Source organism: Billgrantia antri, from assembly GCF_017868935.1.
GTDB classification, from domain to species: domain Bacteria; phylum Pseudomonadota; class Gammaproteobacteria; order Pseudomonadales; family Halomonadaceae; genus Halomonas; species Halomonas antri.
The window spans coordinates 1,429,084-1,452,370 of record NZ_CP053383.1 but is presented as its reverse complement, the minus strand read 5'-3'; the positions used below and the strand labels follow the sequence as shown (position 1 = coordinate 1,452,370).

Annotated in this window: 25 protein-coding genes; 10 read left to right on the top strand and 15 right to left on the bottom strand. The window is 64.3% G+C overall.

Features of this window, described 5'->3' with window-relative positions; genetic code table 11:
* Positions 1 to 28: 28 nt before the first annotated feature.
* The 4 genes from HNO53_RS06860 to HNO53_RS06845 form a co-directional block, all read right to left on the bottom strand.
* Positions 29 to 1,363, bottom strand: a complete 1,335-nt coding sequence (locus tag HNO53_RS06860) for an ATP-binding protein (RefSeq protein ID WP_209477252.1) — start codon at positions 1,361 to 1,363, stop codon at positions 29 to 31.
* Positions 1,344 to 2,009: a response regulator transcription factor gene (locus HNO53_RS06855; protein ID WP_209477250.1), complete on the bottom strand. Its 666-nt coding sequence runs from the start codon at positions 2,007 to 2,009 to the stop codon at positions 1,344 to 1,346. Before HNO53_RS06855 ends, HNO53_RS06860 begins: the two co-directional genes overlap by 20 nt.
* Before the next feature lie 6 nt (positions 2,010 to 2,015).
* Positions 2,016 to 2,510: a cupredoxin domain-containing protein gene (locus HNO53_RS06850; RefSeq protein ID WP_209477248.1), complete on the bottom strand. Its 495-nt coding sequence runs from the start codon at positions 2,508 to 2,510 to the stop codon at positions 2,016 to 2,018.
* 79 nt (positions 2,511 to 2,589) lie between these two features.
* Positions 2,590 to 3,645, bottom strand: a complete 1,056-nt coding sequence (locus HNO53_RS06845; RefSeq protein WP_420827857.1) for a L,D-transpeptidase family protein — start codon at positions 3,643 to 3,645, stop codon at positions 2,590 to 2,592.
* Positions 3,646 to 3,922: 277 nt separating this feature from the next.
* Between HNO53_RS06845 and HNO53_RS06840 the strand changes: the two genes are divergently transcribed.
* From HNO53_RS06840 to HNO53_RS06810, 7 genes are all read left to right on the top strand, one after another.
* Positions 3,923 to 4,696 carry a Spy/CpxP family protein refolding chaperone gene (locus HNO53_RS06840; RefSeq protein ID WP_242597569.1) on the top strand — a complete coding sequence of 258 codons (774 nt, stop codon included), beginning with the start codon at positions 3,923 to 3,925 and terminating at the stop codon, positions 4,694 to 4,696.
* Positions 4,697 to 5,385: 689 nt separating this feature from the next.
* On the top strand, positions 5,386 to 6,021 hold the full coding sequence (locus tag HNO53_RS06835; protein ID WP_242597568.1) for a Spy/CpxP family protein refolding chaperone: 636 nt from the start codon (positions 5,386 to 5,388) through the stop codon (positions 6,019 to 6,021).
* A 68-nt stretch (positions 6,022 to 6,089) separates the two neighbouring features.
* The gene (locus HNO53_RS06830) at positions 6,090 to 8,375 is read left to right on the top strand and encodes a heavy metal translocating P-type ATPase (protein WP_209477246.1); all 2,286 of its coding nucleotides are present in this window, start codon (positions 6,090 to 6,092) and stop codon (positions 8,373 to 8,375) included.
* Positions 8,372 to 8,635, top strand: a complete 264-nt coding sequence (locus HNO53_RS06825) for a DUF2933 domain-containing protein (RefSeq protein ID WP_209477244.1) — start codon at positions 8,372 to 8,374, stop codon at positions 8,633 to 8,635. Before HNO53_RS06830 ends, HNO53_RS06825 begins: the two co-directional genes overlap by 4 nt.
* Before the next feature lie 78 nt (positions 8,636 to 8,713).
* Positions 8,714 to 9,034 (top strand): hypothetical protein, encoded by a 321-nt coding sequence (locus HNO53_RS06820; RefSeq protein ID WP_209477242.1) that lies wholly within the window; start codon positions 8,714 to 8,716, stop codon positions 9,032 to 9,034.
* A gap of 72 nt (positions 9,035 to 9,106) precedes the next feature.
* Positions 9,107 to 9,259: a hypothetical protein gene (locus HNO53_RS06815; protein ID WP_197450159.1), complete on the top strand. Its 153-nt coding sequence runs from the start codon at positions 9,107 to 9,109 to the stop codon at positions 9,257 to 9,259.
* On the top strand, positions 9,256 to 9,699 hold the full coding sequence (locus HNO53_RS06810) for a DUF411 domain-containing protein (protein WP_209477240.1): 444 nt from the start codon (positions 9,256 to 9,258) through the stop codon (positions 9,697 to 9,699). The genes HNO53_RS06815 and HNO53_RS06810 overlap by 4 nt, the downstream gene beginning before the upstream one ends.
* 36 nt (positions 9,700 to 9,735) lie before the next feature.
* Here the strand turns inward: HNO53_RS06810 and HNO53_RS06805 are convergent, their stop codons facing one another.
* From HNO53_RS06805 to HNO53_RS06765, 8 genes are all read right to left on the bottom strand, one after another.
* Positions 9,736 to 10,452, bottom strand: coding sequence for a response regulator (locus HNO53_RS06805; protein WP_209477238.1), 717 nt, complete (start codon positions 10,450 to 10,452; stop codon positions 9,736 to 9,738).
* Positions 10,442 to 12,433 (bottom strand): ATP-binding protein, encoded by a 1,992-nt coding sequence (locus HNO53_RS21470; protein ID WP_242597567.1) that lies wholly within the window; start codon positions 12,431 to 12,433, stop codon positions 10,442 to 10,444. Before HNO53_RS21470 ends, HNO53_RS06805 begins: the two co-directional genes overlap by 11 nt.
* A 15-nt stretch (positions 12,434 to 12,448) precedes the next feature.
* Positions 12,449 to 13,951: a Trk system potassium transporter TrkI gene (gene trkI, locus HNO53_RS06790; RefSeq protein WP_209477236.1), complete on the bottom strand. Its 1,503-nt coding sequence runs from the start codon at positions 13,949 to 13,951 to the stop codon at positions 12,449 to 12,451.
* 94 nt (positions 13,952 to 14,045) lie between these two features.
* Positions 14,046 to 14,399 carry a DUF488 domain-containing protein gene (locus HNO53_RS06785; RefSeq protein WP_209477234.1) on the bottom strand — a complete coding sequence of 118 codons (354 nt, stop codon included), beginning with the start codon at positions 14,397 to 14,399 and terminating at the stop codon, positions 14,046 to 14,048.
* Between the two features lie 267 nt (positions 14,400 to 14,666).
* Positions 14,667 to 15,125 (bottom strand): hypothetical protein, encoded by a 459-nt coding sequence (locus tag HNO53_RS06780; protein WP_209477232.1) that lies wholly within the window; start codon positions 15,123 to 15,125, stop codon positions 14,667 to 14,669.
* Between the two features lie 49 nt (positions 15,126 to 15,174).
* A complete protein-coding gene (locus tag HNO53_RS06775) occupies positions 15,175 to 15,597 on the bottom strand; it encodes a protein tyrosine phosphatase family protein (protein WP_209477230.1) in 423 nt (140 codons plus the stop codon).
* Between the two features lie 33 nt (positions 15,598 to 15,630).
* On the bottom strand, positions 15,631 to 16,530 hold the full coding sequence (locus HNO53_RS06770) for an MBL fold metallo-hydrolase (RefSeq protein WP_209477228.1): 900 nt from the start codon (positions 16,528 to 16,530) through the stop codon (positions 15,631 to 15,633).
* Positions 16,531 to 16,618: 88 nt separating this feature from the next.
* A complete protein-coding gene (locus tag HNO53_RS06765) occupies positions 16,619 to 17,482 on the bottom strand; it encodes an MOSC domain-containing protein (protein ID WP_242597566.1) in 864 nt (287 codons plus the stop codon).
* A gap of 147 nt (positions 17,483 to 17,629) precedes the next feature.
* Between HNO53_RS06765 and HNO53_RS06760 the strand changes: the two genes are divergently transcribed.
* The 3 genes from HNO53_RS06760 to HNO53_RS06750 all read left to right on the top strand — a co-directional run bounded on the left by HNO53_RS06760 (position 17,630) and on the right by HNO53_RS06750 (position 19,769).
* Positions 17,630 to 18,025 (top strand): Rieske (2Fe-2S) protein, encoded by a 396-nt coding sequence (locus HNO53_RS06760; protein ID WP_209477224.1) that lies wholly within the window; start codon positions 17,630 to 17,632, stop codon positions 18,023 to 18,025.
* A 100-nt stretch (positions 18,026 to 18,125) separates the two neighbouring features.
* Complete coding sequence (locus tag HNO53_RS06755) at positions 18,126 to 19,007, top strand: DMT family transporter (RefSeq protein WP_209477222.1); 882 nt, start codon at positions 18,126 to 18,128, stop codon at positions 19,005 to 19,007.
* A 171-nt stretch (positions 19,008 to 19,178) separates the two neighbouring features.
* The gene (locus HNO53_RS06750) at positions 19,179 to 19,769 is read left to right on the top strand and encodes a hypothetical protein (protein WP_209477220.1); all 591 of its coding nucleotides are present in this window, start codon (positions 19,179 to 19,181) and stop codon (positions 19,767 to 19,769) included.
* A 74-nt stretch (positions 19,770 to 19,843) separates the two neighbouring features.
* Here the strand turns inward: HNO53_RS06750 and HNO53_RS06745 are convergent, their stop codons facing one another.
* From HNO53_RS06745 to HNO53_RS06735, 3 genes are all read right to left on the bottom strand, one after another.
* Positions 19,844 to 20,617: an enoyl-CoA hydratase-related protein gene (locus HNO53_RS06745; protein WP_209477218.1), complete on the bottom strand. Its 774-nt coding sequence runs from the start codon at positions 20,615 to 20,617 to the stop codon at positions 19,844 to 19,846.
* Positions 20,618 to 20,719: 102 nt separating this feature from the next.
* Positions 20,720 to 21,568 carry a 3-hydroxybutyryl-CoA dehydrogenase gene (locus HNO53_RS06740; protein WP_209477216.1) on the bottom strand — a complete coding sequence of 283 codons (849 nt, stop codon included), beginning with the start codon at positions 21,566 to 21,568 and terminating at the stop codon, positions 20,720 to 20,722.
* A gap of 14 nt (positions 21,569 to 21,582) precedes the next feature.
* Entirely contained in the window at positions 21,583 to 23,214 is a 1,632-nt protein-coding gene (locus tag HNO53_RS06735; RefSeq protein WP_209477214.1) for an acyl-CoA synthetase, read from the bottom strand.
* Between the last annotated feature and the right edge of the window lie 73 nt (positions 23,215 to 23,287).

Sequence of the window (23,287 nt, the reverse complement as noted above, 5' to 3'; positions counted from 1 at the left end):
GGTGAATAGCTGAAAGCAGGCTGAACGGTCAGCCCGCTTCGTTCAGCGGAAGCATGACCTCGACTCGTAGCCCTCCCTCGGGAGAAGGCTCGAAATTCACCTGGCCGGCATAGCGTTCGATAATTTGCCGCAGGATGGCAAGGCCCAGCCCGTGGCCGGGCTTGCCCTCGTCGAGCCGAGTGCCACGCCGCCCCAGTCGGCCCAAATCACTTGATTCGACACCGCATCCGTCGTCCTCGACCAGGATAGACAGCAAGGCGTTTGAGTCTCGCCTCACTCGGCAACGGACCTCGTGGCTGGCCCACTTGGCGGCGTTGTCCAGAAGAATGCCCAACATCTCGATGAAATCCTGACGTTCTACGTTGACGTTGGTGGGTACCGAGGCCTCGATTTCGAGCTGGAAATTCCGATGAGGGTAGAGGTTCATGAACATCTCGACGAGTTGCTCGGCTTCAAGCCGGATATTCGCATGCTGCCCTGCATTGGGGCCGGCAATGCGCGAGCGCTTCAGCTCGGTGTCGAGCTGCGCATGCATGCCTTCCAACCGCTGATGCATCTTCTCCCTGCGCTCCGAGTCGATGGGACGGGAGCCGCGTAGCGTCTGCATGACCGCGGTCAGCGGCGTCTTGAGCGCATGAGACAGATTGGCCAGGGATTCTCGCGAACGCTGGAGCCGTCGTGCGTGTTCATCCATGAGACGATTGAGCTGCTCCACCAGACCATCGAGTTCGGAAGGCGTGTCGAGATGCAGCCTGTCACGCGCCCCGGCACGCAGTTCGTCGAGCTGACTACGCAGCCTCGAGAGCGGGCGCAGCGCACGATTGACCGCCATCATGTTGAGGCCGATGAGCAGGACCAGCAGCAGACCGGCAATGCCACCCACCCACCAGTGAAGCGCTTCCAGTCCATCCTCGACCTGGCCGAAGTCTTCGCCGATCAGCAGCACGCCCGAGCGGCCGTCGAATTCGAAGCGCGCACGGTACACCAGCAGATGGCGCCCTCCCCAGGCCACCACGTCCAGGGTGTCGTCCTCGCCTTCGAGAAAAGGCACGAGCGCTTCGAGCCAGCGTGGGTGCGAAGTGCTGATCTCGCCGTCCAGCTCCAGCACGTAGAGGTGATGGAAGACCTGGAAGGCAGGGCTCTCCGCGCGCCACAGCGGCGTCGAGAGCTGCCCTTGGCGAAACTGGAGCAGCGTATGCTCCGCCTCCTGGCGCAGCCGCTCGCCGAGAAAGCTCCGCGCCAGATCGTGCAGCAGAATGCCGTGCATCAGCCAGGTCAGGCCCACCACGATGAAGGCCACGCCCCCGAGCCAGGTCAGCAGGCGGAAGCGCAGGCTGCGCCGGTCAACGCGACGCAAGGACATAGCCCTGGCCACGCCGAGTCTGGATGGCGTTCTTGCCCAACCGACGCCGAAGCTTGGCGATGTAGACCTCCACCAGATTCGGAGCGGGAGCATCCTGCTCCAGGGAGTAGAGCTGATCGAGCAGTTGCGCCTTGGACAAGACCCGGCCGGGATGGTGCATCAGGTAGCGAAGTAGGCGGAACTCCGTTGCGGTGAGGCTCTGCCAAGCTTCGCCATCGACACTGACCTGCCGTGTGTTCTCGTCGAGCTGTATGCCGTTGACGCTGAGGATGGGGCTCAGGCGACCGGTCTGCCGCCTCAAGAGCGCATGCAATCGGGCCAACAGTTCGGCTTCATGGAACGGCTTGGTCAGGTAATCATCGGCCCCGCGACGCAGGCCATCGACCTTGTCTTCCCAGGTGTCCCGCGCCGTGAGGGCGAGAATCGGCAGGCGCCGCCCTTCACCACGCCAGCGCGCGATCAGGTCGAGCCCGGAGCCGTCCGGCAGCCCCAGGTCGAGAATCGCCAGGGCGTAGTCCTCGGTCGCCATCAACGACTCGGCGGCGCGAACCGACGCCGCCGAGTCGACACGGTAGCCATTGTCTTCCAGAGTTTCCGACAAGCTCTCCGCCAGCAGGTCGTCATCTTCGAGAAGTAACAGCTTCATGCACTGTCATCCCTCGAGGTCGATCTGCCCCACCATGCCGGCTTCGTAGTGCCCGGGGATGTTGCAGGCATACTCCAGCTGACTGGCCCCCTCGGGCGCCGTCCAGACGAGCGTGGCGGTCTCGCCGGGAGCGATGGTCACGGCAGGCATGTTGCCGCCGTGCTCGCCCTCGGCCATGTCGTGGCCGCCATGATCACCATGCCCGTGACCGTGGCCACCCATTTCCTGCATCATGCGACGGTGCTCCTCCTGAGCCGCCCGGTCGCCGATGACGAACTCGTGCGCGAGGGCCCCGCTGTTATGGATCTCGAACTTCACCGTTTCGCCCGATGCGATAGTCAATGCTTCGGGACCGAATATCATCTCTTCCGCCTCGACCTGGATGACGCGATCCACCTTTGCCTCGTTGGCCGGTTGCGTACCGTTGGCCTGGTGACCGGGAGCTGCCAGGGCGTTGGCCGACCAGAGGGTGACCAGGGCTGCAAAAAGCGACTTGTACATGGTTATGTCTCGATTCGCCTAGGGGAAGCACAATGCTAACGCATCACTCTGAATGCAAGCTGAAACGAAGGATGTCTGGCTAGACCGCCAGCTCCTCCCACAGCAAGCTCTCCTGTTCCTCGGACTTCTCCTCGGGTTCGGGTTCGGGCGACGGTGTCAGCGCGACGACCTTGCCGCTGGGGTTCTCGAGCAGTTCGCGCAGCAGCTCGTAGTTCAACGGCGTGCCGGCCTCGTCGTCGCTGCCTTCGAGCATGGCCAGGGTCTCCATGAACGCGGCCATGCCGGCTTCCTGTTCCTCCAGCGGCTCGTAGACCTGGACATAGGGCATGTTCCCGTCCCAGCCGGCCTTGATCGGCTGATTGATCAGATGAACCTGGGTACCGACGGGGACGCGGTCGAAGATCGACGCAACGTCCTCGGGGAACATGCGGATGCAGCCACGGCTGGCGCGCATACCGATGCCATCGGGCTTGTTGGTGCCATGGATCAGGTAACCGTCAATATCGAGCATGATGGCGTGGCGCCCCAGCGGGTTGTCGGGCCCCGGCGGCACCACGGCAGGTGCCTCCTCGCCACGCTCGGCGGCTTCCTGGCGCACCGACTGGGGCGGATACCAGGCCGGATCCTTGAGATTCATGGTGGTCTTGGTCTTGCCCAGCGGAGTGTCGAAGCCCTCGCGCCCGATGCCGATCGGGTAGGTCTCCACCCGCGGGGTCTCGCCTTCTCCCGCCGGGGGGTAGTAGTAGAGCCGGAGTTCGGCGACATTGATCACGATTCCCTCGCGGTCCACCGGCGGCAGAATGAAGCGACCCGGAATCATCACCTCGGTGCCCTCTCCCGGCATCCAGACGCTGACATCGGGGTTGGCCCGGCGGATCTCCTGGTATCCGACGTTGTTGTCGCGAGCGATGTCGAGCAGCGTCTCCTCGGCTTTCGCCTCGACGATGTAGTCCTCGCCGACCACATCACCTTGCTCAGGAAGGGGATAGTGCCCTTTTGGCCACTCGGTCTCAGCCTCTTCGTCCACGGCGGCCATCAGCGGCAATGTCCACAGCATGGCCAGCAGCAGCGGGAGCAGCCCGCTCATTCGCCACAGCGTTCCGAAGCGCCGGCCGGCCTTGGCATGATGCGTCATGTCGGTATTCACTCGCTTATCCATCCTCAAGGAATGAAGGTATCGGCGTCCTAGTCTATTCGTCCGCGAAAGGTTAAGACAGCCACCGTGCCCATTCCTTACATCCGTGGCACGAAAACCTCCTCTTGGAATTGCCTTGGCCACCGCGGCAGGGCAGCCGCTTTGATGATGCACGTCAATTTCCGATTACGCCCGGCTTTCTATGCTGTGGAAAGACCACCGGCGCGCATCCGTGCCGGCTCCACCAAGCAGATGGTGCACATCACCAGGAGGCATCATGAAACTTCGCGGAATCGCCGCCACTCTCGGCCTTGCCACTATGATCTTCACCGGCTCGGTTGCGGCCCAGGGCATGATGGGCGGCCAGGGCTACGGCCCCGGCATGGGCATGGGGCCCGGCATGATGGGCGGACAGGGCTACGGCCCCGGCATGGGCATGGGGCCCGGCATGATGGGTGGCCAGGGCTACGGCTACGGCCCCGGCATGGGCATGGGGCCCGGCATGATGGGCGGCCAGGGCCAGGGCTACGGCTACGGCCCCGGCATGGACATGGGGCCCGGCATGATGGGCAGCCAGGGCTACGGATCCGGCATGGGCATGGGGTCCGGCATGATGGGTGGCCAGGGCTACGGCCCCGGTATGGGCATGGGGCCCGGCATGATGAGCGGGCAGGGCTACGGCCCCGGTATGGGCATGGGGCCCGGCATGATGGGCGGGCAGAGCTTCGGCCCCTGCCATGGCGCAGGGCCGGGGGGAATGTGGCAATTCCTCGAACCCGATCAACGCGAGGATATGAGTGCCCTGGTGGAACGGCATCGCGAGGCACAGACCGAGCGCATGAACCAGATGATGGAACTGCGCGAGTCGGCAATGGCACAGATGCAAGAGGCTAGGCCCGATCCCGAGGCCATCCAGGAACTGCACGGGCGCATGGCCGAGCTTCAGGGCGAAATGATGGGCGACCGGGTGCGCCTGCACAATGCCATGCAGGACTTGCTCACCGACGAGCAGCGCCAGCAGTTGCAGCAAGGCATGCCGATGCAGCGCTGAGCCGCGGCGTCATTGCGTAGCAAGATGCCGGATCACGTGACGAGGCGTCGGCGCAAGCCTGTGCCGGTGCCTTGCCTCGCTATTTCGGGTCTCGTTACGCGGCGTCCCGGTCGTTTGATATGCGTCAATTCCAGCCCGCATCGGTTCGGCTAGGCTGAATGTACCCAGGCCCTTACTAGAGTTGTCTCATGGACCTAAAACTTGCCATCACGCCTCTCCTGCCAGCACTAGCCGGTGACTGGGCTCGGCGCTGGCTGGTCATGCTACTGGGCCTCGCGTTACTGCTCCTGGCGTCGCCCGTCATGGCGGCCCCCGGCCTCGTCGCTGGAGAGGAGTCGAGCGTCACTCTCATCGCGACCGACCACGGCGAGAAGTGCCATCACGACACGCGGACGGCCCAGCCAGGTGACGTCGCGCTACGCGGCGAACGCCACGACAGTCAGGAAGCCGCTCCTCCTGCGGCGCCCGACCAGATGCTCCCCCCCCTTTTCCTTCGCGCCTCTGCCCTCGGCGTCCCCAGGGCGCGTCCCGATCCCTCACCGCTTCCGCTCTATCTGTTGACTGAGCGCTTTCGATCCTGAGAGTCATTCATCCGGCAACGGTAATTAGCCGGCGCCAAGGCGCCGGCGTGTGGTCCCCTGCACCCGCGACAAGCGCTGCCCCAGGGCACACCTCTCCAGGAGAATGGCATGAAAATATCCCGACTTCCCTTCTGTTTCGGCCTGGCACTCGCGCTGAGTGCGACGGCAAGTGTTGGCACGGCACAGGAGATGAACGCAGACACGATGTACGCCATTGGCTCGGGCATGACGGGGGGCGGCATGGGCCCTGGCATGATGGGCGGCGGCATGGGCACCGGCATGATGGGCGGCGGCATGGGCCCCGGCATGATGGGCGGCGGCATGGGCCCCGGCATGATGGGCGGCGGCATGGGCCCCGGCATGATGGGCGGCAGCATGGGCGGCATGATGCCCTGCCCCATGATGAGCGGTGGCGGCAAGAACATGCTGTCCATGCTCGACCAGGAGCAGCGCAGCGAATATCGCGAGCTGATGCAGGAGCATCGCCCCGCCCAATTCGAGCGCATGGGGCAACTGATGAACCTGCGCGACGACTTGATGGCCGCCCTGCACGCCGAGCGCCCCGATCCCGAGGAGATCCAGGCCCTGCATGGCCGGATGGCGGAGCTTCATGGCGATATGATGGCCGAGATGGTGCGTATGCGTAACGCCATGCATGACCTGATGTCCGAAGAGCAGCGCGAGCAATTGCGGCAGGCCACACCCCAGGCCGTCGATCCCGAGGATCATGAGGCCCATCATTGAACGGGGGCGGTTCTTTCCTCGCACCGGGCGGCCCTCGCCGCCCCATCTTTCGCGAAAGAGGGTCAGCGATGAGCACCACTGCTACTGCGACGACGAGGATTACCCTGACCGTGCCCGGCATGGGCAGTGATCACTGCGCCGGCATCGTGCGCACGACCCTCCAGCGCCTGAACGGCGTGGAGACGATCGAGACCAATATCGCCAGCCATCGGGTCAGCGTCGATGTCGCAGCGAACGGCCCCGACGGTGACGCCTTGAAGCGGGCCGTGGAGGGTGCCGGCTACGACGTCGCCGCGGTGAGCAGGCAGGCCGAGGAAGATGGCGAGGCCGTTGCCGCCATCGAGGAAGGCTACCTCCGCCAGGCGCGAAAGCGGCTGTGGATCGCCGGCGTGCCCACCACGCTGATCATGCTCCTGATGATGCCGCACATGTTCTGGCAGCCGATCCCCGGCTACCTGGCCATCGTCGCCCTGCTCGCCTTCCCGGTCGTCTTTCTCCATGGCGGTGCGGCCACCCATCGCTCGAGCTGGCGCTCGCTGAAGAACGGCACTTTCAACATGGACGTGCTGATCTCCATGGGCAGCCTGCCGCCCTACCTGATCGGCCTGGTCGGCTTCGTCTACCCGATGACCTCGTTCATCGAGATGGCGGCGACCATCATGACCTTCCACCTGCTGGGGCGCTATCTCGAGGCGCTGGCCAAGGGACGCGCCTCGCAGGCCATCCGCCGCCTGCTGACCCTCGGCGCCAAGACGGCCCGGGTGGAGCGGGACGGAGAAGAAGTGGAGGTGCCGGTGAAGGAGCTCGAACCTGGCGACATCATGATCGTTCGCCCGGGCGACAAGATTCCCACCGATGGAGAGGTGATCGATGGCGAGAGCCATCTCGACGAGTCCATCGCCACCGGCGAGTCGATACCGGTCTACAAGGGCCCCGGCGACAGCGTGATCGGCGCCACCATCAACAAGGAGGGGCGGCTGCGAGTAAGGGCCACCCGGGTCGGTGGCGACACCTTCCTCTCCCAGGTGGTGCGCCTGATCGATCAGGCGCAGGGCTCGCGGGTGCCCATCCAGGAGTTCGCCGACCGCATGACCGGGCGCTTCGTGCCGGCAGTGCTGCTGATCTCGCTGGCGAGCCTGGCCGCCTGGCTGCTGTTCCCCGATGTCCTGCGCCCGATCCTCGACTGGGGCGCCAGCTTCCTGCCCTGGGTCAACCCGGACGCCGACACACCGGTGCTGGCGCTCATCGCCGCCATCGCCGTACTGGTTATCGCCTGCCCCTGTGCCCTGGGGCTGGCCACGCCGACGGCGCTGATGGTGGGCTCCGGCATCGGCGCCGAGCGCGGCATCCTGATCCGTTCCGGCGAGGCAATCCAGACCTTCAAGGACATCAAGGTCATGGTGCTCGACAAGACCGGAACCATCACCCGGGGCGAGCCGAAGCTGACCGAGGTGGTCGCCGCCGAGGGGGTCGAGGAAGCGCAACTGCTGGTGCTGGCGGCCAGCGTGGAGAATGCCTCGGAGCATCCCATCGCCCGCGCCATCGTCGACGGGTCCGTCGCGCGCGGTATCAAGCCCGGCGAAGTCACCGAGTTCCGTTCCACCGGCGCCCGCGGTGTCTCCGGCAGGGTCGATGGCAAGCAGGTACTGATCGGCAACCGCCGGCTGCTCGAGGAGCAGGGCATCGAGGGACTGGAGGCGCTGGACGAGGCGATGCGGCGGCTCGAAGCCAAGGGGCGCACCGCCGTCATCGTCGCCGCCGATGGCCGGGCCACGGGCATCGTGGCGGTGGCCGACACGCTCAAGGAGGAGTCAATCGAAGCCATTCGAGGCATGCATTCGCTCGGCCTGCACGTGGTGATGATCACCGGCGACAACGAGCGTGCCGCCAGGGCCGTGGCCGACGAGGTCGGCATCGACGAGGTCCAGGCCGGCGTGCTGCCGGAGGGCAAGGTCGAGGCCATCCGTGCCCTGCAGAAGAAGCACGGCAACCATGTGGCCATGGTGGGCGACGGCATCAACGACGCCGCGGCGCTCAAGCAGGCCAATGTCGGCATCGCCATCGGCGCGGGGGCCGACGTAGCCATCGAGGCCGCCGACGTGACGCTGGTGCGCGGCGAGCTCAGCGGTGTGGTAGAGGCCATGCATCTTTCACGCGCCACCTTCGGCAAGATCGTGCAGAACCTGCTCTGGGCCAGCGGCTACAACGTGGCCGCCATTCCCATGGCCGCCGCCGGCTTGCTCCACCCCATGATCGGCGTGATCGCCATGACCGCCAGCTCGCTGTCGGTGATCGGCAATTCGCTGCTGCTCAAGCGCCGTTACGCGCGCGTCCACAAGGGAGATACGCCATGAACCGTCTTCGCTCCACTCCTCCCCTGCAGGAGGATCACGACCACGATGGGCCACGCTCGGCGGAAGGGCCGCGGGGCACCCGCTCGCGGGGGGTCCACGCCTGGATGATGCCGCTTTGCCTGGTGCTGATGGGGAGCGCCTTCCTGCTGCTCCTGTGGCGCGGCGAGACCGCCGGCGGCGCCTGGCTGTTGCTGCCGATGCTGCTGTGCCTGGGCATGCACCTGCTGATGCATCGCCACGGCCACCACCGGGACGAATGATCCGGCACCTTGCGCTGGATCATTGAAGGAGGCCACAGGATCGGTTTCAATGAGCAGGCACCATTGCGAGGACTATCCATGACGGATGTCGCCAGGCCGACCCACAGCAGACGCACTCCGGGAGCACGCTTCCTGGCGCTTCTGCTCGCCCTGCTGCTGGCGCTGAGCAGCCTGTCGACTCACGCGGCCATGGAGTCGCATCAAGCCGACTGCGGCGTCGCCTCATCCGTGCAGCAGCTCGACGACGACACCGCGGACGACACGCGCTGCTCGGCCTGTACGATGGTGCCCCACCTCGGCAGCCTGAGTGCCGTCGAGCCCCCCTTCCCGGCCATCGCCCCGGCCTTGGCCATGGCCGACCACCGAATGCCGCCACCGCGGCGGCCTCCGCGAGCCTGAGAACGTAAACGGGCGCCCTCCAGGCGCAGCCCGCGCACTACCAAACGTAAAGCGTTCTCAAGGAGACTCGCCATGACAACCGACTGCCTGGCCCTGATGGGCCATATGAGCTGGCTGGGTTGGCTAATGCCACTGGCCGTACTCACTCTGCTGGGCCTCGGCATTGCCGCCCTGCTCAAGTATCTCTTTACCTCGACCAAGCCCTCTACCGGAGCACGCTCATGAACCGTCGCGCCACTTCCCTGCTGCTCACCGCCAGCCTGCTGATCGGTACCGCCTCGGCCGTTCACGCCGCCCTGCCCGAGGAGGCCACCCTGTACAAGAACCCGCAGTGCGGCTGCTGCGACGAGTATGCGCGCCAGCTCGAGGAGCGCGGGGTCTCGGTCACCATCGTCGACGATGAAGACATGGGCAAGATCAAGCAGGAGGCCGGCCTGCCCTACGGCCTGGGCTCCTGCCACACCATCCTGATAGGAGACTACGCCATCGAAGGACATGTGCCCTTCGAGGCGGTGGAGCGGCTGTTCCAGGAGCTTCCGGAGATCGACGGCATCGGCCTGGCCGGCATGCCCATCGGCACCCCCGGCATGCCCGGGCCGAAGCGGGATGACTGGAACGTCTACCAGTTCACCGATCAGGAACCCTCACTGTTCATGACGTTATAAGGTGATACCGGGCGCCGGCCAAGTCCGGTGCCCGGCTCACGATTCAGCCTCGGCCGTATCGACCAGCAATCGATACCCGACGCCCGCCTCGGTCTGCAGCAGCCGGGGGCCTTGCGGATCGTCGCCCAGCTTGTGGCGTAGCTTGCTCACCACGATACGCAGGTAATGCGTATCATCGACATGAGTCGGCCCCCAGACCTCGCGCAATAACTGGCTCTGGGTCACGACCCGCCCGGCATGACGACACAGGCGCTCAAGAACGGCGTACTCCTTGGGCGTGAGATGCACGACGTCACCCGCGAGGATCACGCTGCGCGCCGCGAGGTCGATCTCGAGCCCCGCTCGCCGCAGGCGTAGCGTACCCGGGCCGCTTCCTGCCGAGCCCTGCTGTCGCAGCAGCGCGCGAATCCGCGCCAGCAGCTCCTGGATGCCGAACGGCTTGGTGACATAGTCATTGGCGCCGGAATCCAGCGCGCGCACCTTCTCCGCCTCCTGCTCACGCACCGATACCACGATCACGGGCACCTGGCTCGCTCGGCGCAGTTCGTCGAGCACGCGCTGGCCGTCCATGTCCGGCAGGCCCAGGTCCAGCAGCACCAGGTCCGGCGCCTGGGAAACGGCGAGCGAAAGCCCCTCCTTGCCCGTGGCCGCCTCGCTCACGGCGAAATTCTGCGACACCAGGCTGATACGCAGGAAACGTCGAATCTGTGGTTCGTCATCGATGACGAGGATGCGGCTGCGTTCAGTCGTCATCGCGGCTACGCTCCTCCTGCGCTGCCAGCGGCAGACGCATGACAATGGTCGTGCCCCTGCCATCGGGACCGGGCAGCGCTTCGACGCTCCCCCCGTGGGCGCCCAGCATGCCACGGCAGATGGCCAGGCCCAGGCCGCTGCCGTGGGGTCCGCGATCGCCTTCCCCGCCGGTGAAGAACATGTCGAACACAGCACCGCGCTGTGCCGGGGGTATCCCCGGCCCTTCGTCGGTGATATGGACCTCCAGCCACTCACGAGCCTCGTCGAGCCCGGCGCGGATTGTCACTCGACCGTTCGTCGGGGAGAAGCGCACGGCGTTGTCGATGACGTTGACCAGCGCTTGCTCGATCAGTGCCGGATGGACATAGAGCAGCGGCAGCCCTTCGGCCCCCTCGCGCTCGATGCTCACCGTTTCCAGCGTGGTGCCCAGCCGCTTCAGTGCGGCGGTCACCAGGTCGTCGAACGAGACCCAGTCACGCTCGAGCTTGAGGCTGCCATGACCCAGCCGGGTCATGTCGAGCAGGTTCTGGATATAGCGGTCGAGGCGTTCGCTCTCGGTCAGGATGCCGTCGAGCAGCTCGCGTCGGTCGTCACGGCTGAGCTGCGGCTCGAGCTCTTTCAGCGAACTGGCCGAACCGATGATCGAGGCAAGCGGCGTGCGCAAGTCGTGGGATACCGACGACAGGAGCGCCGAGCGCAGCCGCTCGTTCTCCTCCGACAGCCGCGAGGCACCCAGCTCGGCCACCAGCCGCGTGCGCTCCAGCGCCATGCCGAGCTGGCGCGTCAAGGTGGAGACCAGCGTCTCCTGGTCGGGGCCGAGCGGGCGCTCGCGCACGGCGAGCTCGAGCCCTACGATGCCCAGCACGCGTTGCTGTTCGACCAGGGGAATGAAGCGCCAGCGCAGCGCGCTATGGGTGGCCGTGCCGGCGCCGCTCGGCTTGCGCTGCCGCCAGCTCCATATCGCGGAGGCCTCCTCCTGCGTGCCAAGCCGGGCATTGGCCGGTACTGCACTGCGCACCGCCAGGCCGGTGCCTTCTTCGTTCTCGTCGAGAAACACCACCGGTACACCCAGCCAGCGCTCAAGCGTAGTGATGCCGACGTCACGCACCTGCTCGCGGTCGGTGGCAACCGATAGTGCACGGGAAAAGGTCAGCAATCTGTGGCTCTGCTCGCGACTGCTGCGCAGCGCCATCAAGCGATGGCGGCCGCTGCCCGCGAGCTGCCCTACCACTACCGCTACCAGCAGGAAGAAGATCACGGTCAGCAGTTGTTCGCGTTCGACCATTGCCAGGGAGAACCGTGGCCGGGTAAACAGGAAGTTGAACGCAAGAAACCCGAGGGCGGCGGTGATCATGGCGGCGCGGGTTCCCGCCAAGGTGGCACTGGCCAGCACCGCGGCAAGGAAGATCAGCGACAGGTTGGCCAGTTCCAGCCACAACTCTAGCGCCCACGCCACGGCCACGGCAACGAGAAAGCTACCGGCCACGACCCAGCCTTCGCGCCACCCCAGCGGTTGTCGCCGACGAACGGGGCGGAAGCGACGCCGCTGGCGGGCCTCGGCAACGACGACCAGGTCATAGGCCCCTCCGTAGTGCAGCAACCGCTCCACCAGCGGGCGACGCCAGATGCGCCAGCCTGATGGACGCGTGCGTCCCACCATCAACGTGGCAACGCCCTGCTCCACCGCATAGTCGTGCAGTTCGCGTGCGCGTCCCGCCCCCTGCAGAATGCGTACTTCGCCGCCCAGCCGACTCACCAGCGCCAGCACCTGGTCCAGCGCCAGCCGCTGTTTGGGCCCGCCGCGGCCGTTGTCAACGTGCACGGCCCGCCAGCCAATGCCGTCACGCTGCGCATGACGGTGCGCCGCCCTTACCAGAGCGGTGTCTTCTTCGCTACGCCCGCCCAGGGCCACCAGCAGTTGCGGCCTCCGAGGGCCTACCGGATCGAGGCGGAGCTCGTCCTGCGGCAGAGGGTGAGACACCGGCACCACTCCTGTCTATTTGCGCCAGAACATCGGCGTCAGCAGTACCAACACCGTAAGGATTTCCAGTCTTCCAAGCAGCATACCCAAGCACAGCAACCATTTGGCGGCATCAGGTAACGAGGCAAAGTTGCCGGCAGGGCCGATAATGTCACCCAGCCCTGGACCGACATTGGCTACCGCCGTTGCCGCTCCCGAAAGCGCCGTGGTGAAATCCAGCCCCATCAGCGCCAGCCCCAGCGCCAGCCCGGCGATGGTGAGGAAGAAGAAGAACGAGAACGCCACCACGCCGCGGGTAATGTCATCGGTGAGCGGCTGGCCGTTGTAGCGCGAGGCGAACACCCCTTGCGAGTGAACCAGGAAGCGCAATTGGTTGCGCAATAGAATGGTGGCCACCTGGAAGCGAAAGATCTTCATGCCTCCGCTGGTAGAACCACTGCAGCCGCCGACGAAGGTCAGATAGAAAAACGCCACGTAGGCTAACGGTCCCCATAGGCTGTAGTCGTCGGAAGCGTAGCCGGTGGTGGTCACCACAGAGATGACATTGAAGGTGACATGAGTGAACGCCTCGAACGCCGGCGTGCCCTGCCGCATCAGCCACAGCGAGAGCACCAGGATGACCAGCGCCAGCAGCAAAAGCAGGCCCTGTACCTGCTGGTCGCGCCACAGCGCCATGCGCGCGCCGCGCAGCACGCGGATATAGAGTACGAAGGGCAGCGCCCCAAGCAGCATGAACAACGACCCCAACCACAGCAGGTGAGGCTGGCCGGCATAGGCGCCGAAGGAGGCATCGGTATTGGCGAAACCGCCGGTGGCAAGCGACGTCATGGCATGGACCACCGCATCCAGCAGCGTCATGCCTCCCAGCCAATAGGCCAGCATGGCAACCAGAGTGAAGCCGCAATAGATGCCCAAGGTCGCCTTGGCGATGCCTCCCGTGCGTGGCATGACTTTGTCTGACCAATCGGACGACTCGGTGTGGAACAGGCGCATCCCGCCGACCTTGAGGAAGGGCAGAATGGCGATGCCCATGACGATGATGCCAATACCGCCCAGCCACTGCATGATGCCCCGCCACAGCTTAAGGCCGTCGGAGAGCGCATCGATTTCCGTCAGCACGGTGGAGCCGGTCGTAGTGATCGCCGAAACCGACTCGAACACGGCGTTAGTCGGTGATAACTGCGGCGCCCCCAACACCAGCGGCAGGCTGGCAAAGCCGCTGACGGTGACCCAGCTCAGGGTGGTCAGCACGAACATCTGCCACGGTTTGAGTTCGATTCGCGTCCGCAACGTGGACAGCCACACCAAGGCGACCGCTGACAATACCAGCAGTATCGACAACCCGAAGGCACGGGCATCGGGATCGTGTTCGACGACCAGGACGATCCAAGGAACGGCCATGAAGATGGCCAATACTGCCCACAGGACGGATATCACCTTCAGCACCGGCGACCAGTTGCGCCACTGATACCTGAACCGTAAGCCTAATCCATTCGCACCCTGAGCGGCGATACGCATTGGCTGATCCGTTATCTCTCTACCGAACGCCACGGTATGAAAGCACAGCCCAGCCTAAAAAAGCCGTAAAAATCACAACGCTTCGGTACGCTGTCTAGCGTCGCAGCATATGCAGGTACTGCTTGAGCACCACGGCGTTGTTGTGCCGCTCGTCCTTCGAGCTGAACACCAGGGTCATGTTGCCCTTCCGTGCACGCTCCGCCAGCTCGCGCAGAGTGTCACGCTGCGACTTGAGTTCCGCCAGATAGCGGCGGCGAAACTCTCCCCAGCCGAGCTTGCCATCGTGATATGCCTTGCGCAGTTCATCGCTTGGCGCCGCCTCCTTCGGCCAGGCATCGATCCTGGCACCTTCCTTCGAGACACCCCGGGGCCAGAGGCGATCGACAAGCACACGATAGCCATCACGGGAGGAAGGCGCTTCATAGGCTCGTTTGAGCGTGATGCTCATCGTGGCACTCCCTTTGCCATTGGGCATAGTGAAAAGCGTAGCGTAGCCAGTCGAGGCATCCAGCTAGCTGGCGGCGGTAGCCCCTGGGCCACCGGCTTACAAGCCATGTAGTCAATTTCCTACAAAACAGAAGGAAAATGGATGACATTCTCACCGCTGAAATAGCGCTACCTTGAACGTACTCACGCCGGTTCTTGCACAGCAGTCGTGAGTCCCTTGCTTCTGCCCGCCTTCCGGCGGGCTTCTTTTTTGTCCACTTGTGTTCGCTCAATGGAGCGTCGCCAACACACGCTGTACTTTCTCGTCGTGGCTGAGCCCTTCGGTTTCATCCGTCAGGACGAAATCGCCGCGCAACGCCTTGAGCGCATAACGTTCCCGATCGATCTCGGTCGAGGTGCGCACCCCCTGCTTGCGAAACAGCACGATGGGCGGGCACCACCCCTGCAGGGCATGCTGCAGAAGAAAGCCCGAGATGGCCGCCGGAAACAACAGCCAGCGCTTGTCGACGAAGGCTCCCATCGCTACTCCCGCCAGCCCCAGCGTTGCGGCATTGGCCTCGAGGGTACGTTCGATGTCCCACTCGGCATCTAGTTCACGTAGCCGGCTGCCTATCTCGTGAGGATGCTCGGCGAAATAATAGATGCTGTCTTCCATGCGGAGCCGAATGCGCTCATTCGCTTCTGCTGCGGTATTCTGCTCCACGCGTGAAGTAGTCGTAGGCAACATGCTAATTCCTCCTTTTACGTCTTCCTCGATTCCTTTCCTATCCTTGCCGTTATGCTTGCCGCCGCGCCAAATCTTCGCGCAAGGGGCTCAGGTCGTAGCCTGCCGCTTCGGCTGAAGCATGCAATTCCGAAAGCGACCAGTGAGGCGCCTTGGACAGTGCCCACAAATGGGCCACACGCATACCCGTACGGCAGAAGCCCACTATCGGGGACGGAGCATCGTCAAGCGCACGGGTAAAGGAATCAATGTCCTGCTGCGAATACTCGCGAGGCTTGACGGGTACCTCCTTCCAGCTCATGCCAAGCGCCTCCGCTTTGGTCCTGAGCCCCTGTGGATCTGGCTGGGCGTCATCTTCGCCCCGTGGTCGGTTGGAGATGACGGTTCTGTAGCCCCGCTCGGCAAGCCTCTCGAGATCCTCCTCGGTTGGCTGAGCCATCACGCTGAGTCGCTCATCCAATGGCTTGATGTCCATAAAACTAGCCTCCTGTGCCAGTGTAGCGTACGACTACTCCCAGGCGGCTCCCGGGAGCGCATCGAGGGGTATCTTGAGATAGCGACGGCCATTGGCCTCGGGTTCGGGGAGGCGACCACCCAAGATGTTTACCTGCAGCGATTGCAGGATCAGCTTCGGCATGGGTAGTTGGGCATCGCGCTCATTGCGCAGCGAGACGAAAGCCTCCTCGGTTTGCCCCTCGGCCACGTGGGTATTCGATGCCTTCTGTTCACGCACCGTGCTTTCCCACTCCGGCTCGCGCCCGTCCGGCATGTAGTCGTGGCCAGTGAACAGCCGCGTATCGTCCGGCAGGGCGAAGATTTCCTGGATGGACTGCCAGAGCTTGCGGGCGTTGCCCCCCGGAAAGTCGGCCCGGGCCGTGCCCGAGTCAGGTTGGAAGAGCGTATCGTGTATGAAGGCGGTATCGCCGATGACGTAGGTGACCGACGCCATGGTGTGGCCCGGCGAATACATGACACGTCCTTCCAGTTCGCCAATACGGAAGGTATCGCCTTCCGTAAATAGCCGGTCCCACTGCCTCCCATCGGCAGGAAAACCCGGCCAGTGGTAGAGCTCGCTCCATAGCGCCTGAACCTTCGTGACATATGAGCCGATCGCTGTCGGCGCCCCGGTTTTGGCCTTGAGATACTGTGCTGCCGAGAAATGATCGGCATGCGGATGGGTATCGAGTATCCATTCCACCTCGAGCCCATGCTCTTCCACGTAGCTCAACAGGGCATCGGCATTTCTGGTGGCAGTCGCGCCCGATTTCTCTTCGAAGTCGAGTACCGGGTCAATGATGGCGCAGCGTCCTGTCGCCGTGTCGGTTACCACGTACTGGACGCTGAAGGTGCGGGGATCGAAAAAACCCGCCACGTTTGGCCTTCCTGGCGATTCTTGGTGTGTCTGCATGCTTCCTCCTGAACCAATGCAATTATGGTTATTACGTTAGTTCAGGAGGAGAGAGATGAAAGCGGTGGAAAAATAACCTCTACAAGTTTTAACACTCAGCGACCAGTGATGTCGGGATCGCTTCGAGCCAATCCCCCACGGCAAGGCGCTGTTCCGCTCCGTCCAGCAGCGTGGCGTTCTGGCCGAAGTACGCCCCGGGCCGCAACGGCTGGGTCTTCATCTGGATCAGGGTCTGGAGCGGCTCACCGGGGACATCGATAATGCCGTTGGCCTGGTCGATGGTAGTGATCTTGCAGCGCTGGCAAGGCTTGCGCAAACCGAAGCGATAGTGGCCCTCCGAGGCGGTGACTTCGCGCCAGCCATCTTCGGCAAATGCGGAAGCACCCTCGACAACGATATTGGGCCGGAAGCGGTTCATGGGCAGAGGCACGAGTCCCTTCTGCTGCAATTCGTGATTGAGGGCATCGAGAGAGGCTCGCGAGGCTATCAGGTAGGGAAAACCATCGGCAAATGCGGTATGCGCCGCCTCGCCTTGAAGGTAGCGGGCCGCGACGGGGCGTTGATGGTCGTCATCGAAGCGCACCAGGCGCAGCGCGCTGCCGCGCAAATCGCCCAGCACGGCGGTGAGCCAACGGCTTGCCTCCTCACCTTCATCCAGGGCCTGGCAGGCATCGTCCCACACATAGGCGGTCAGCCGGGGTCCGTCGTGGCGCGCCAAAGCGATCGCCAACGGCTGCGCCTCGGGATGCTCGAGCACCAGCCAGTCGTCCTCGAGTCGGACCGTGATCCGTGCCATGCCCGGTATCTGCCGCTGGGTGACGAAGCGCCCCACCTGATCGACCACCATCCAGTGACGATCGTAGGCCAGGCCATGCACGCCCAGGGTCGCTCGTTCCAGCGAAATCCCACTCAGCGACTTGACCGGATAGACATTGAGTTCGGCAATCTTCACGCTCAGCTCCTCTGTAGTACGTCCATTTAAATCGCCGTCAAGGCGCATGCAGCCGAGCCGGCACTCAACACCACAATCCCGCTCAACGCTGACAGGCGGACCGTGTTTGGCGACAATGGCAGTCCGCAGTCAGACAGGAAAATCGGCATGACTCAGGCATGGCAGCAGTATCGTAGCGCACCGGTGCTTGGCACGCGCCTGGTAAGGCTCGAGGAGGTTTCCCACGGCGGCACGCACAGCCTGACCCTGACGGGGGAGAAAGGCAGCTTCCCGCTGCTGTTGGTTCGCCTTGACGATGCACTGCTCGGCTACGTCAATGCCTGCCCCCACCAGTATCTACCCCTCGACCAGCGCGGCAAGAGGGTGCTCAGCCAGGATGGAGAGCAGCTTCGCTGCACCAATCACGACGCCACCTTCTCGGCCCGCAGCGGCGAGGGTACCGGCGGCCTGGGCCTCGGCTGCGCGCTAGACTCGGTGCCGGTTAGCGTGGATGGCGAGGGCTGGGTCGTCGTGGGAGGCGGTCCTGAGCAACGCACCTGCTGATATATGCCATCAATAATCTTGATGGAAAACAGCCTGTTCATAGAGCCGCGACATGGTTTAGGCTTCCTTTGCTTAGCCCACCGTCTGCCAAGGATGTCGCATGTCACCGGCCGATTCCCTTCGCCTGATCCTGCTCTCGACGCTATGGGGCATGTCGTTCATCTTCATGCGCGTAGCGGTGCCCGAGTTCGGCCCGGTGCCGCTGATCCTGGTACGCATGGGCATCGGCGCGCTGCTGCTGCTTCCCCTGCTGCTCAGCCTGCGCTACCTCAAGCTGGTGTGGGAGAACAAGGGCGGCCTGCTGCTGCTGGGGCTGGCCAATCACGTACTGCCCTTCAGCCTGCTGGCGCTGGCCACGGTGCGACTCGAGGCGGGCTTCACATCGTTGATCAATGCCACCACGCCCATCTTTACTGCGCTACTCGGGGCACTGTTCTTCACCACGCCGGTACAGCGCCAGCAGTATCTCGGCCTGGCGCTGGCCTTCTTCGGGGTCTACGTGCTCTCGGCCAACCGGCTGGACTTCGCCCTGGGTGGCGACGGCTGGTTCATCCTGGCCGCCGTGGGTGCCACCTTCTGCTACGGCGTGGCGACCAACTACTCCAAGACCTATCTGTCGCACCTGCCGGTGCGGGTACTGGCGGCGGGCAGCACCGCCATGTCGGCGCTGATCCTGCTGATCCCCGGCCTGTGGCTGTGGCCCAGCGAACCGATCAGCGACCTGGCCTGGGCCAATGGCCTGGGGCTGGCCATCTTCAGCACCACGCTGGCCTTCCTGCTCTACTTCGGCCTGATCTCGAGCGCCGGCGCCACCGCCACCTCCACGGTGACTTTCCTGGTGCCGGTCAGCGCCCTGCTATGGGGCTACCTGCTGCTGGGCGAGCGGCTCAGCCTGCAGGTCATGGTGGGCATGGCCATCACCCTGGCGGGTACAGCCATCGCCACCGGAATGCTGCGCTGGCGGCGGCGCGAGGTAGCATGAGACCGGCCTGAGCCGCGCTTCGCAGAGTGAAATCAACCTCTTCGGGGCCGACGCTCTTGCTATGCTCCCATAGCGAACCGCACCCTTGGCGCGGTCGTTCATGTGAGGACAAGGGCGATGATAACAAGATACAAGAGCGCCATTCTTCCAAGCCTGGTACTTGGAGGAAGCGTGGCCGTGACGATTGCAGCACTAACCCAAGGATCAGCAGTATCAGCAGCAGAGCCGATCGATCAAATCGACAGGGCAGCATTGGTCGGCGCAATACGCGTGGCCACACAACGCTTCGAGGACATAAATGTCGCCTTGGCGGAGGGCTACGTGCAGGACCCTTCCGGCAGGTGCGTAAGCGCGGCAACAGAAGGGCTGGCCGCCGAACTGGGAGGCATGGGCTTGCATTACATGCGCCCCGACCTGCTCGGCATTACGGCAATCGAACCTCGTGTCGATGGCAACGGCCTGCATATCGACTTCCATGAGCCGGCCATCCTGCTCTATGAGCCACAGGAAGACGGGACAATGAAGCTAGTGGGAGTCGAGAACTTGGTCTTCCAGAAGGCCTGGTACGCCGCCGGCAACAGCGAGCCCCCCGTTTTTGCCGGCCGCACATGGGACGCCATGGCCGACGACCCCGCCACGCCGATCGACGAAGCCCACGGCTTCGAGCCGCACTACGATCAGCATGTCTGGTTCAATGATGACGGCAACGTTCACCTCGAGTCGTTCAATCCACGGGTTAGCTGCACGCATCACCATACCTGAGAGAGGCGCTCTGCAAACCAAGGACGGCGGCGAGATATCTCGCCGCCGTCCTTGTTAGAACTGCTCGAGCATCCTCAGAAGTTCGGCTTGCGCTTCTCGACGAAGGCGCCCATGCCCTCCGTCTGCTCCTCGCCGGCGAAGCAGAACGCGAACAGAGCAGTCTCCAGCGCCAGGGCACTGTCGAGGTCCTGATCCATCCCGTCGTGCACGGCCTGCTTGGCGGCACGTACCGCCAGCGGGCCATTGCCGGAAAGCTGCTTGACCAACTCATCGGCGTAGGCCTCGAGTTCGGCCTGAGGCATCACGCGGTTGACCAGGCCAATACGCAGGGCCTCGTGGGCATCGATCTTGCGCCCGGTGGTAACCAGGTCGATCGCCATGGCCGGTCCGACCCGGCGCGGCAGGCGCTGGGTGCCGCCGAAGCCGGGAATCACCCCGAGCAGGACCTCGGGCTGGCCGAAGATGGCGTTGTCGCTGGCGACGGCCCAGTCGCAGGCCAGCGCCAGTTCGCAGCCGCCGCCAAGACAAAACCCGTTGACCAGGGCGACCACCGGCACCGGGAGGGTTTCCAGTCGCTTGATGGTGCGCAGGGCCTGGCTGGCGAAGGCGCGGGCCTCTTCCGGCGTCTTCTCGCGCATCTCGGTGATGTCGGCGCCGGCGACGAAGGATTTCTCGCCCGCCCCGGTGATCATTACCGCGCGCAGGTCGTTGCGCTGTTCGAGCTCGGTGAGCACCGCTTCCAGCTCGGTGAGTACGGCACTGTTGAGGGCGTTCAGCGCCTTGGGGCGGTTGATGGTCAGGCGCACGACGCCGGCGTTGTCGACCACCTCGATCAGCTTCTCGCTCATGTGGGGCTCCTTGCTTGTTGTCTGGACGATACCGACCAACCCTAGCGAACGCTTGGTTGGTCGGCAATCCTTACTTGGTCGAGCGCAGTAGTGAATCGTCGCTTACTGGTAGACGTGGAAGCCGCGTCCTGCTTTCCGCCCCAGATAGCCGGCTGCCACCATGCGCCGGAGAAGCGGACAAGGGCGATATTTCGGGTCGCCGAAGCCCTCCTGCAGCACTTCCATGATCGCCAGGCAGACGTCCAGGCCGATCAGGTCGGCAAGCGCCAGCGGCCCCATGGGATGGGCGGCACCGAGCTGCATCGACTGGTCGATGTCCTCGGCGCTGGCCGCTCCCTCCTGCAGCAGGAAGGCGGCCTCGTTGATCATCGGCACCAGCAGGCGGTTGACGGCGAAGCCGGGCGAATCGGCGATGGCCACCGGGGTCTTGCCCAGCGCCCTGGCCAGCTCCTCGATGCGCACCACGGTGGCGTCACTGGTCTGCTCGGCGCGGATCACCTCGACCAGCTTCAACACCGGCACCGGGTTGAAGAAGTGCATGCCGACGACGCGCTCCGGGCGCTCGCACACCGCAGCGAGCCGGGTCAGCGACAGCGACGAGGTATTGGAGGCGAGTATCGCATCGTGAGTCAGGCGACTCAGGTCACGGAACAGCTTCTCCTTCAGTGCCGGCTGCTCGGGGGCAGCCTCGACGATCACCTCGCAGCCGCGCAATGCCTCCAGCGAGGTGGTCAGCTCCAGGCGCGCCATGGCCTCGCCCTTCTGGGCCTCGCCGAGCTTCTCCTTGGCCACGAGCTTGCTCAGCCCCTTGTCGATGGCGGCCTGGGCGCGGCCGAGCTGATCGTCGGCCACGTCGTAGAGCTGCACGGGGAAACCGCTCGCGACCAGGACCTGGGCGATGCCCTGCCCCATGGTGCCGGCACCGACCACGCCGATAGCCTGTTGTGTCATGGTGTTGCTCCCCTTCAATGCTTGCGCGCTTCTTCGCGCAGGACGAATTTCTGGATCTTGCCGGTGGAGGTCTTGGGCAACTCAGTGAAGATCACCGTCTTGGGCACCTTGAAGCGTGCCAGGTGCTGGCGGCAGTGCTCGATGATGTCGGCTTCGGAGACCTCGCCGTAGCCCACCTTGAGCTTGACGAAGGCGCAGGGCGTTTCGCCCCACTTCTCGTCAGGCTTGGCCACCACCGCGGCCTCCTCCACCGCCGGGTGCGAGTAGATGGCATCCTCCACCTCGATGGTAGAGATGTTCTCGCCGCCTGAGATGATGATGTCCTTGGAGCGGTCCTTGATCTCGATGTAGCCGTCCGGGTGCCATACGGCGAGGTCGCCGGTGTGGTACCAGCCGCCCTCCAGCGCCTGCTCGGTGGCCGCCTCGTTCTTGAGATAGCCCTTCATCACGTTGTTGCCGCGCATGAGAATCTCGCCGATGGTCTCGCCATCCTTGGGCACCGGCTCGAGGGTATTGGGATCGGCCACGCAAAGCGCTTCGAGCATGTGGTAGCGCACGCCCTGGCGTGCCTTGATCCTGGCCCGCTGCTCCAGCGGCAGCTCGTCCCACGCCTCGCGCCAGGCGCATACGGTCACCGGCCCGTAGACCTCGGTGAGACCGTAGACATGAGTCACCTCGATGCCGAGTTTCTCGACCCCGGCGATCACCGAGGCCGGTGGCGCGGCGCCGGCGGTGGTGACCTTCACCGGGTGATCGAACTCGCGCTTCTGCTCCGGCGGCAGGTTGACCAGACCGTTGAGCACGATGGGCGCACCACTGAAGTGGGTCACCTTTTCATCGGCGATCAGGTCCATGATCCGCTTGGGGTCGACCTTGCGCAGGCACACGCTGGTGCCGGCGTTGGCGGCGATGGTCCAGGGGAAGCACCAGCCGTTGCAGTGAAACATCGGCAGGGTCCAGAGATAGACCGGATGGTGCGGCATGGCCCACTCGAGGATGTTGCTCACCGCGTTGAGGTAGGCGCCACGGTGATGGTAGACCACCCCCTTGGGCTTGCCGGTCGTGCCCGAGGTGTAATTGAGCGAGATCGCCTGCCATTCATCTTCGGGGAGCTGATAGGCGTAGTCCGGATCGCCCTCGGCCAGCAGGGCTTCGTACTCCAGTTCACCGATCCGGCGCTTCTCGCCCTCGTACAGCACGTCGTCGACGTCGATCACCAGCGGCTTGATCGCCAGCCGCGAAACGGCATCCTCGATCACCCCGGCGAATTCCGGGTCGACCAGCACGGCCTGGGCTTCGCCGTGCTCGAGCATGTAGGCGATGGCCTCGGCATCGAGACGGATGTTGAGCGTGTTGAGTACGCAGCCGGCCAGCGGCACGCCGAAATGCGCCTCGAACATGGCCGGTACATTGGGCAACATCGCGGCCACCGTCTCGCCGTGCTTGATGCCGCGCTTCTCGAGCGCCGAGGCGAGCCGGCGACAGCGCGTCCAGGTCTCGCTCCAGCTGCGGCGGATGTCGCCGTGGACCACCGCCGGGTAGTCGGGATAGATAGACGCGCTACGCTCGATGAAAGTGAGCGGCGATAGCGGGACGAAGTTGGCCTGCGTCTTGGGCAGGTCCTGTTCGAAGATGCTGTCGTTCATGGTGGGCTCCGAGTGTGGTGTCGTTATTGTGTGCTAATTCCAGGTGACAGCGGCCGGTGAGTCGGCCGGTCGC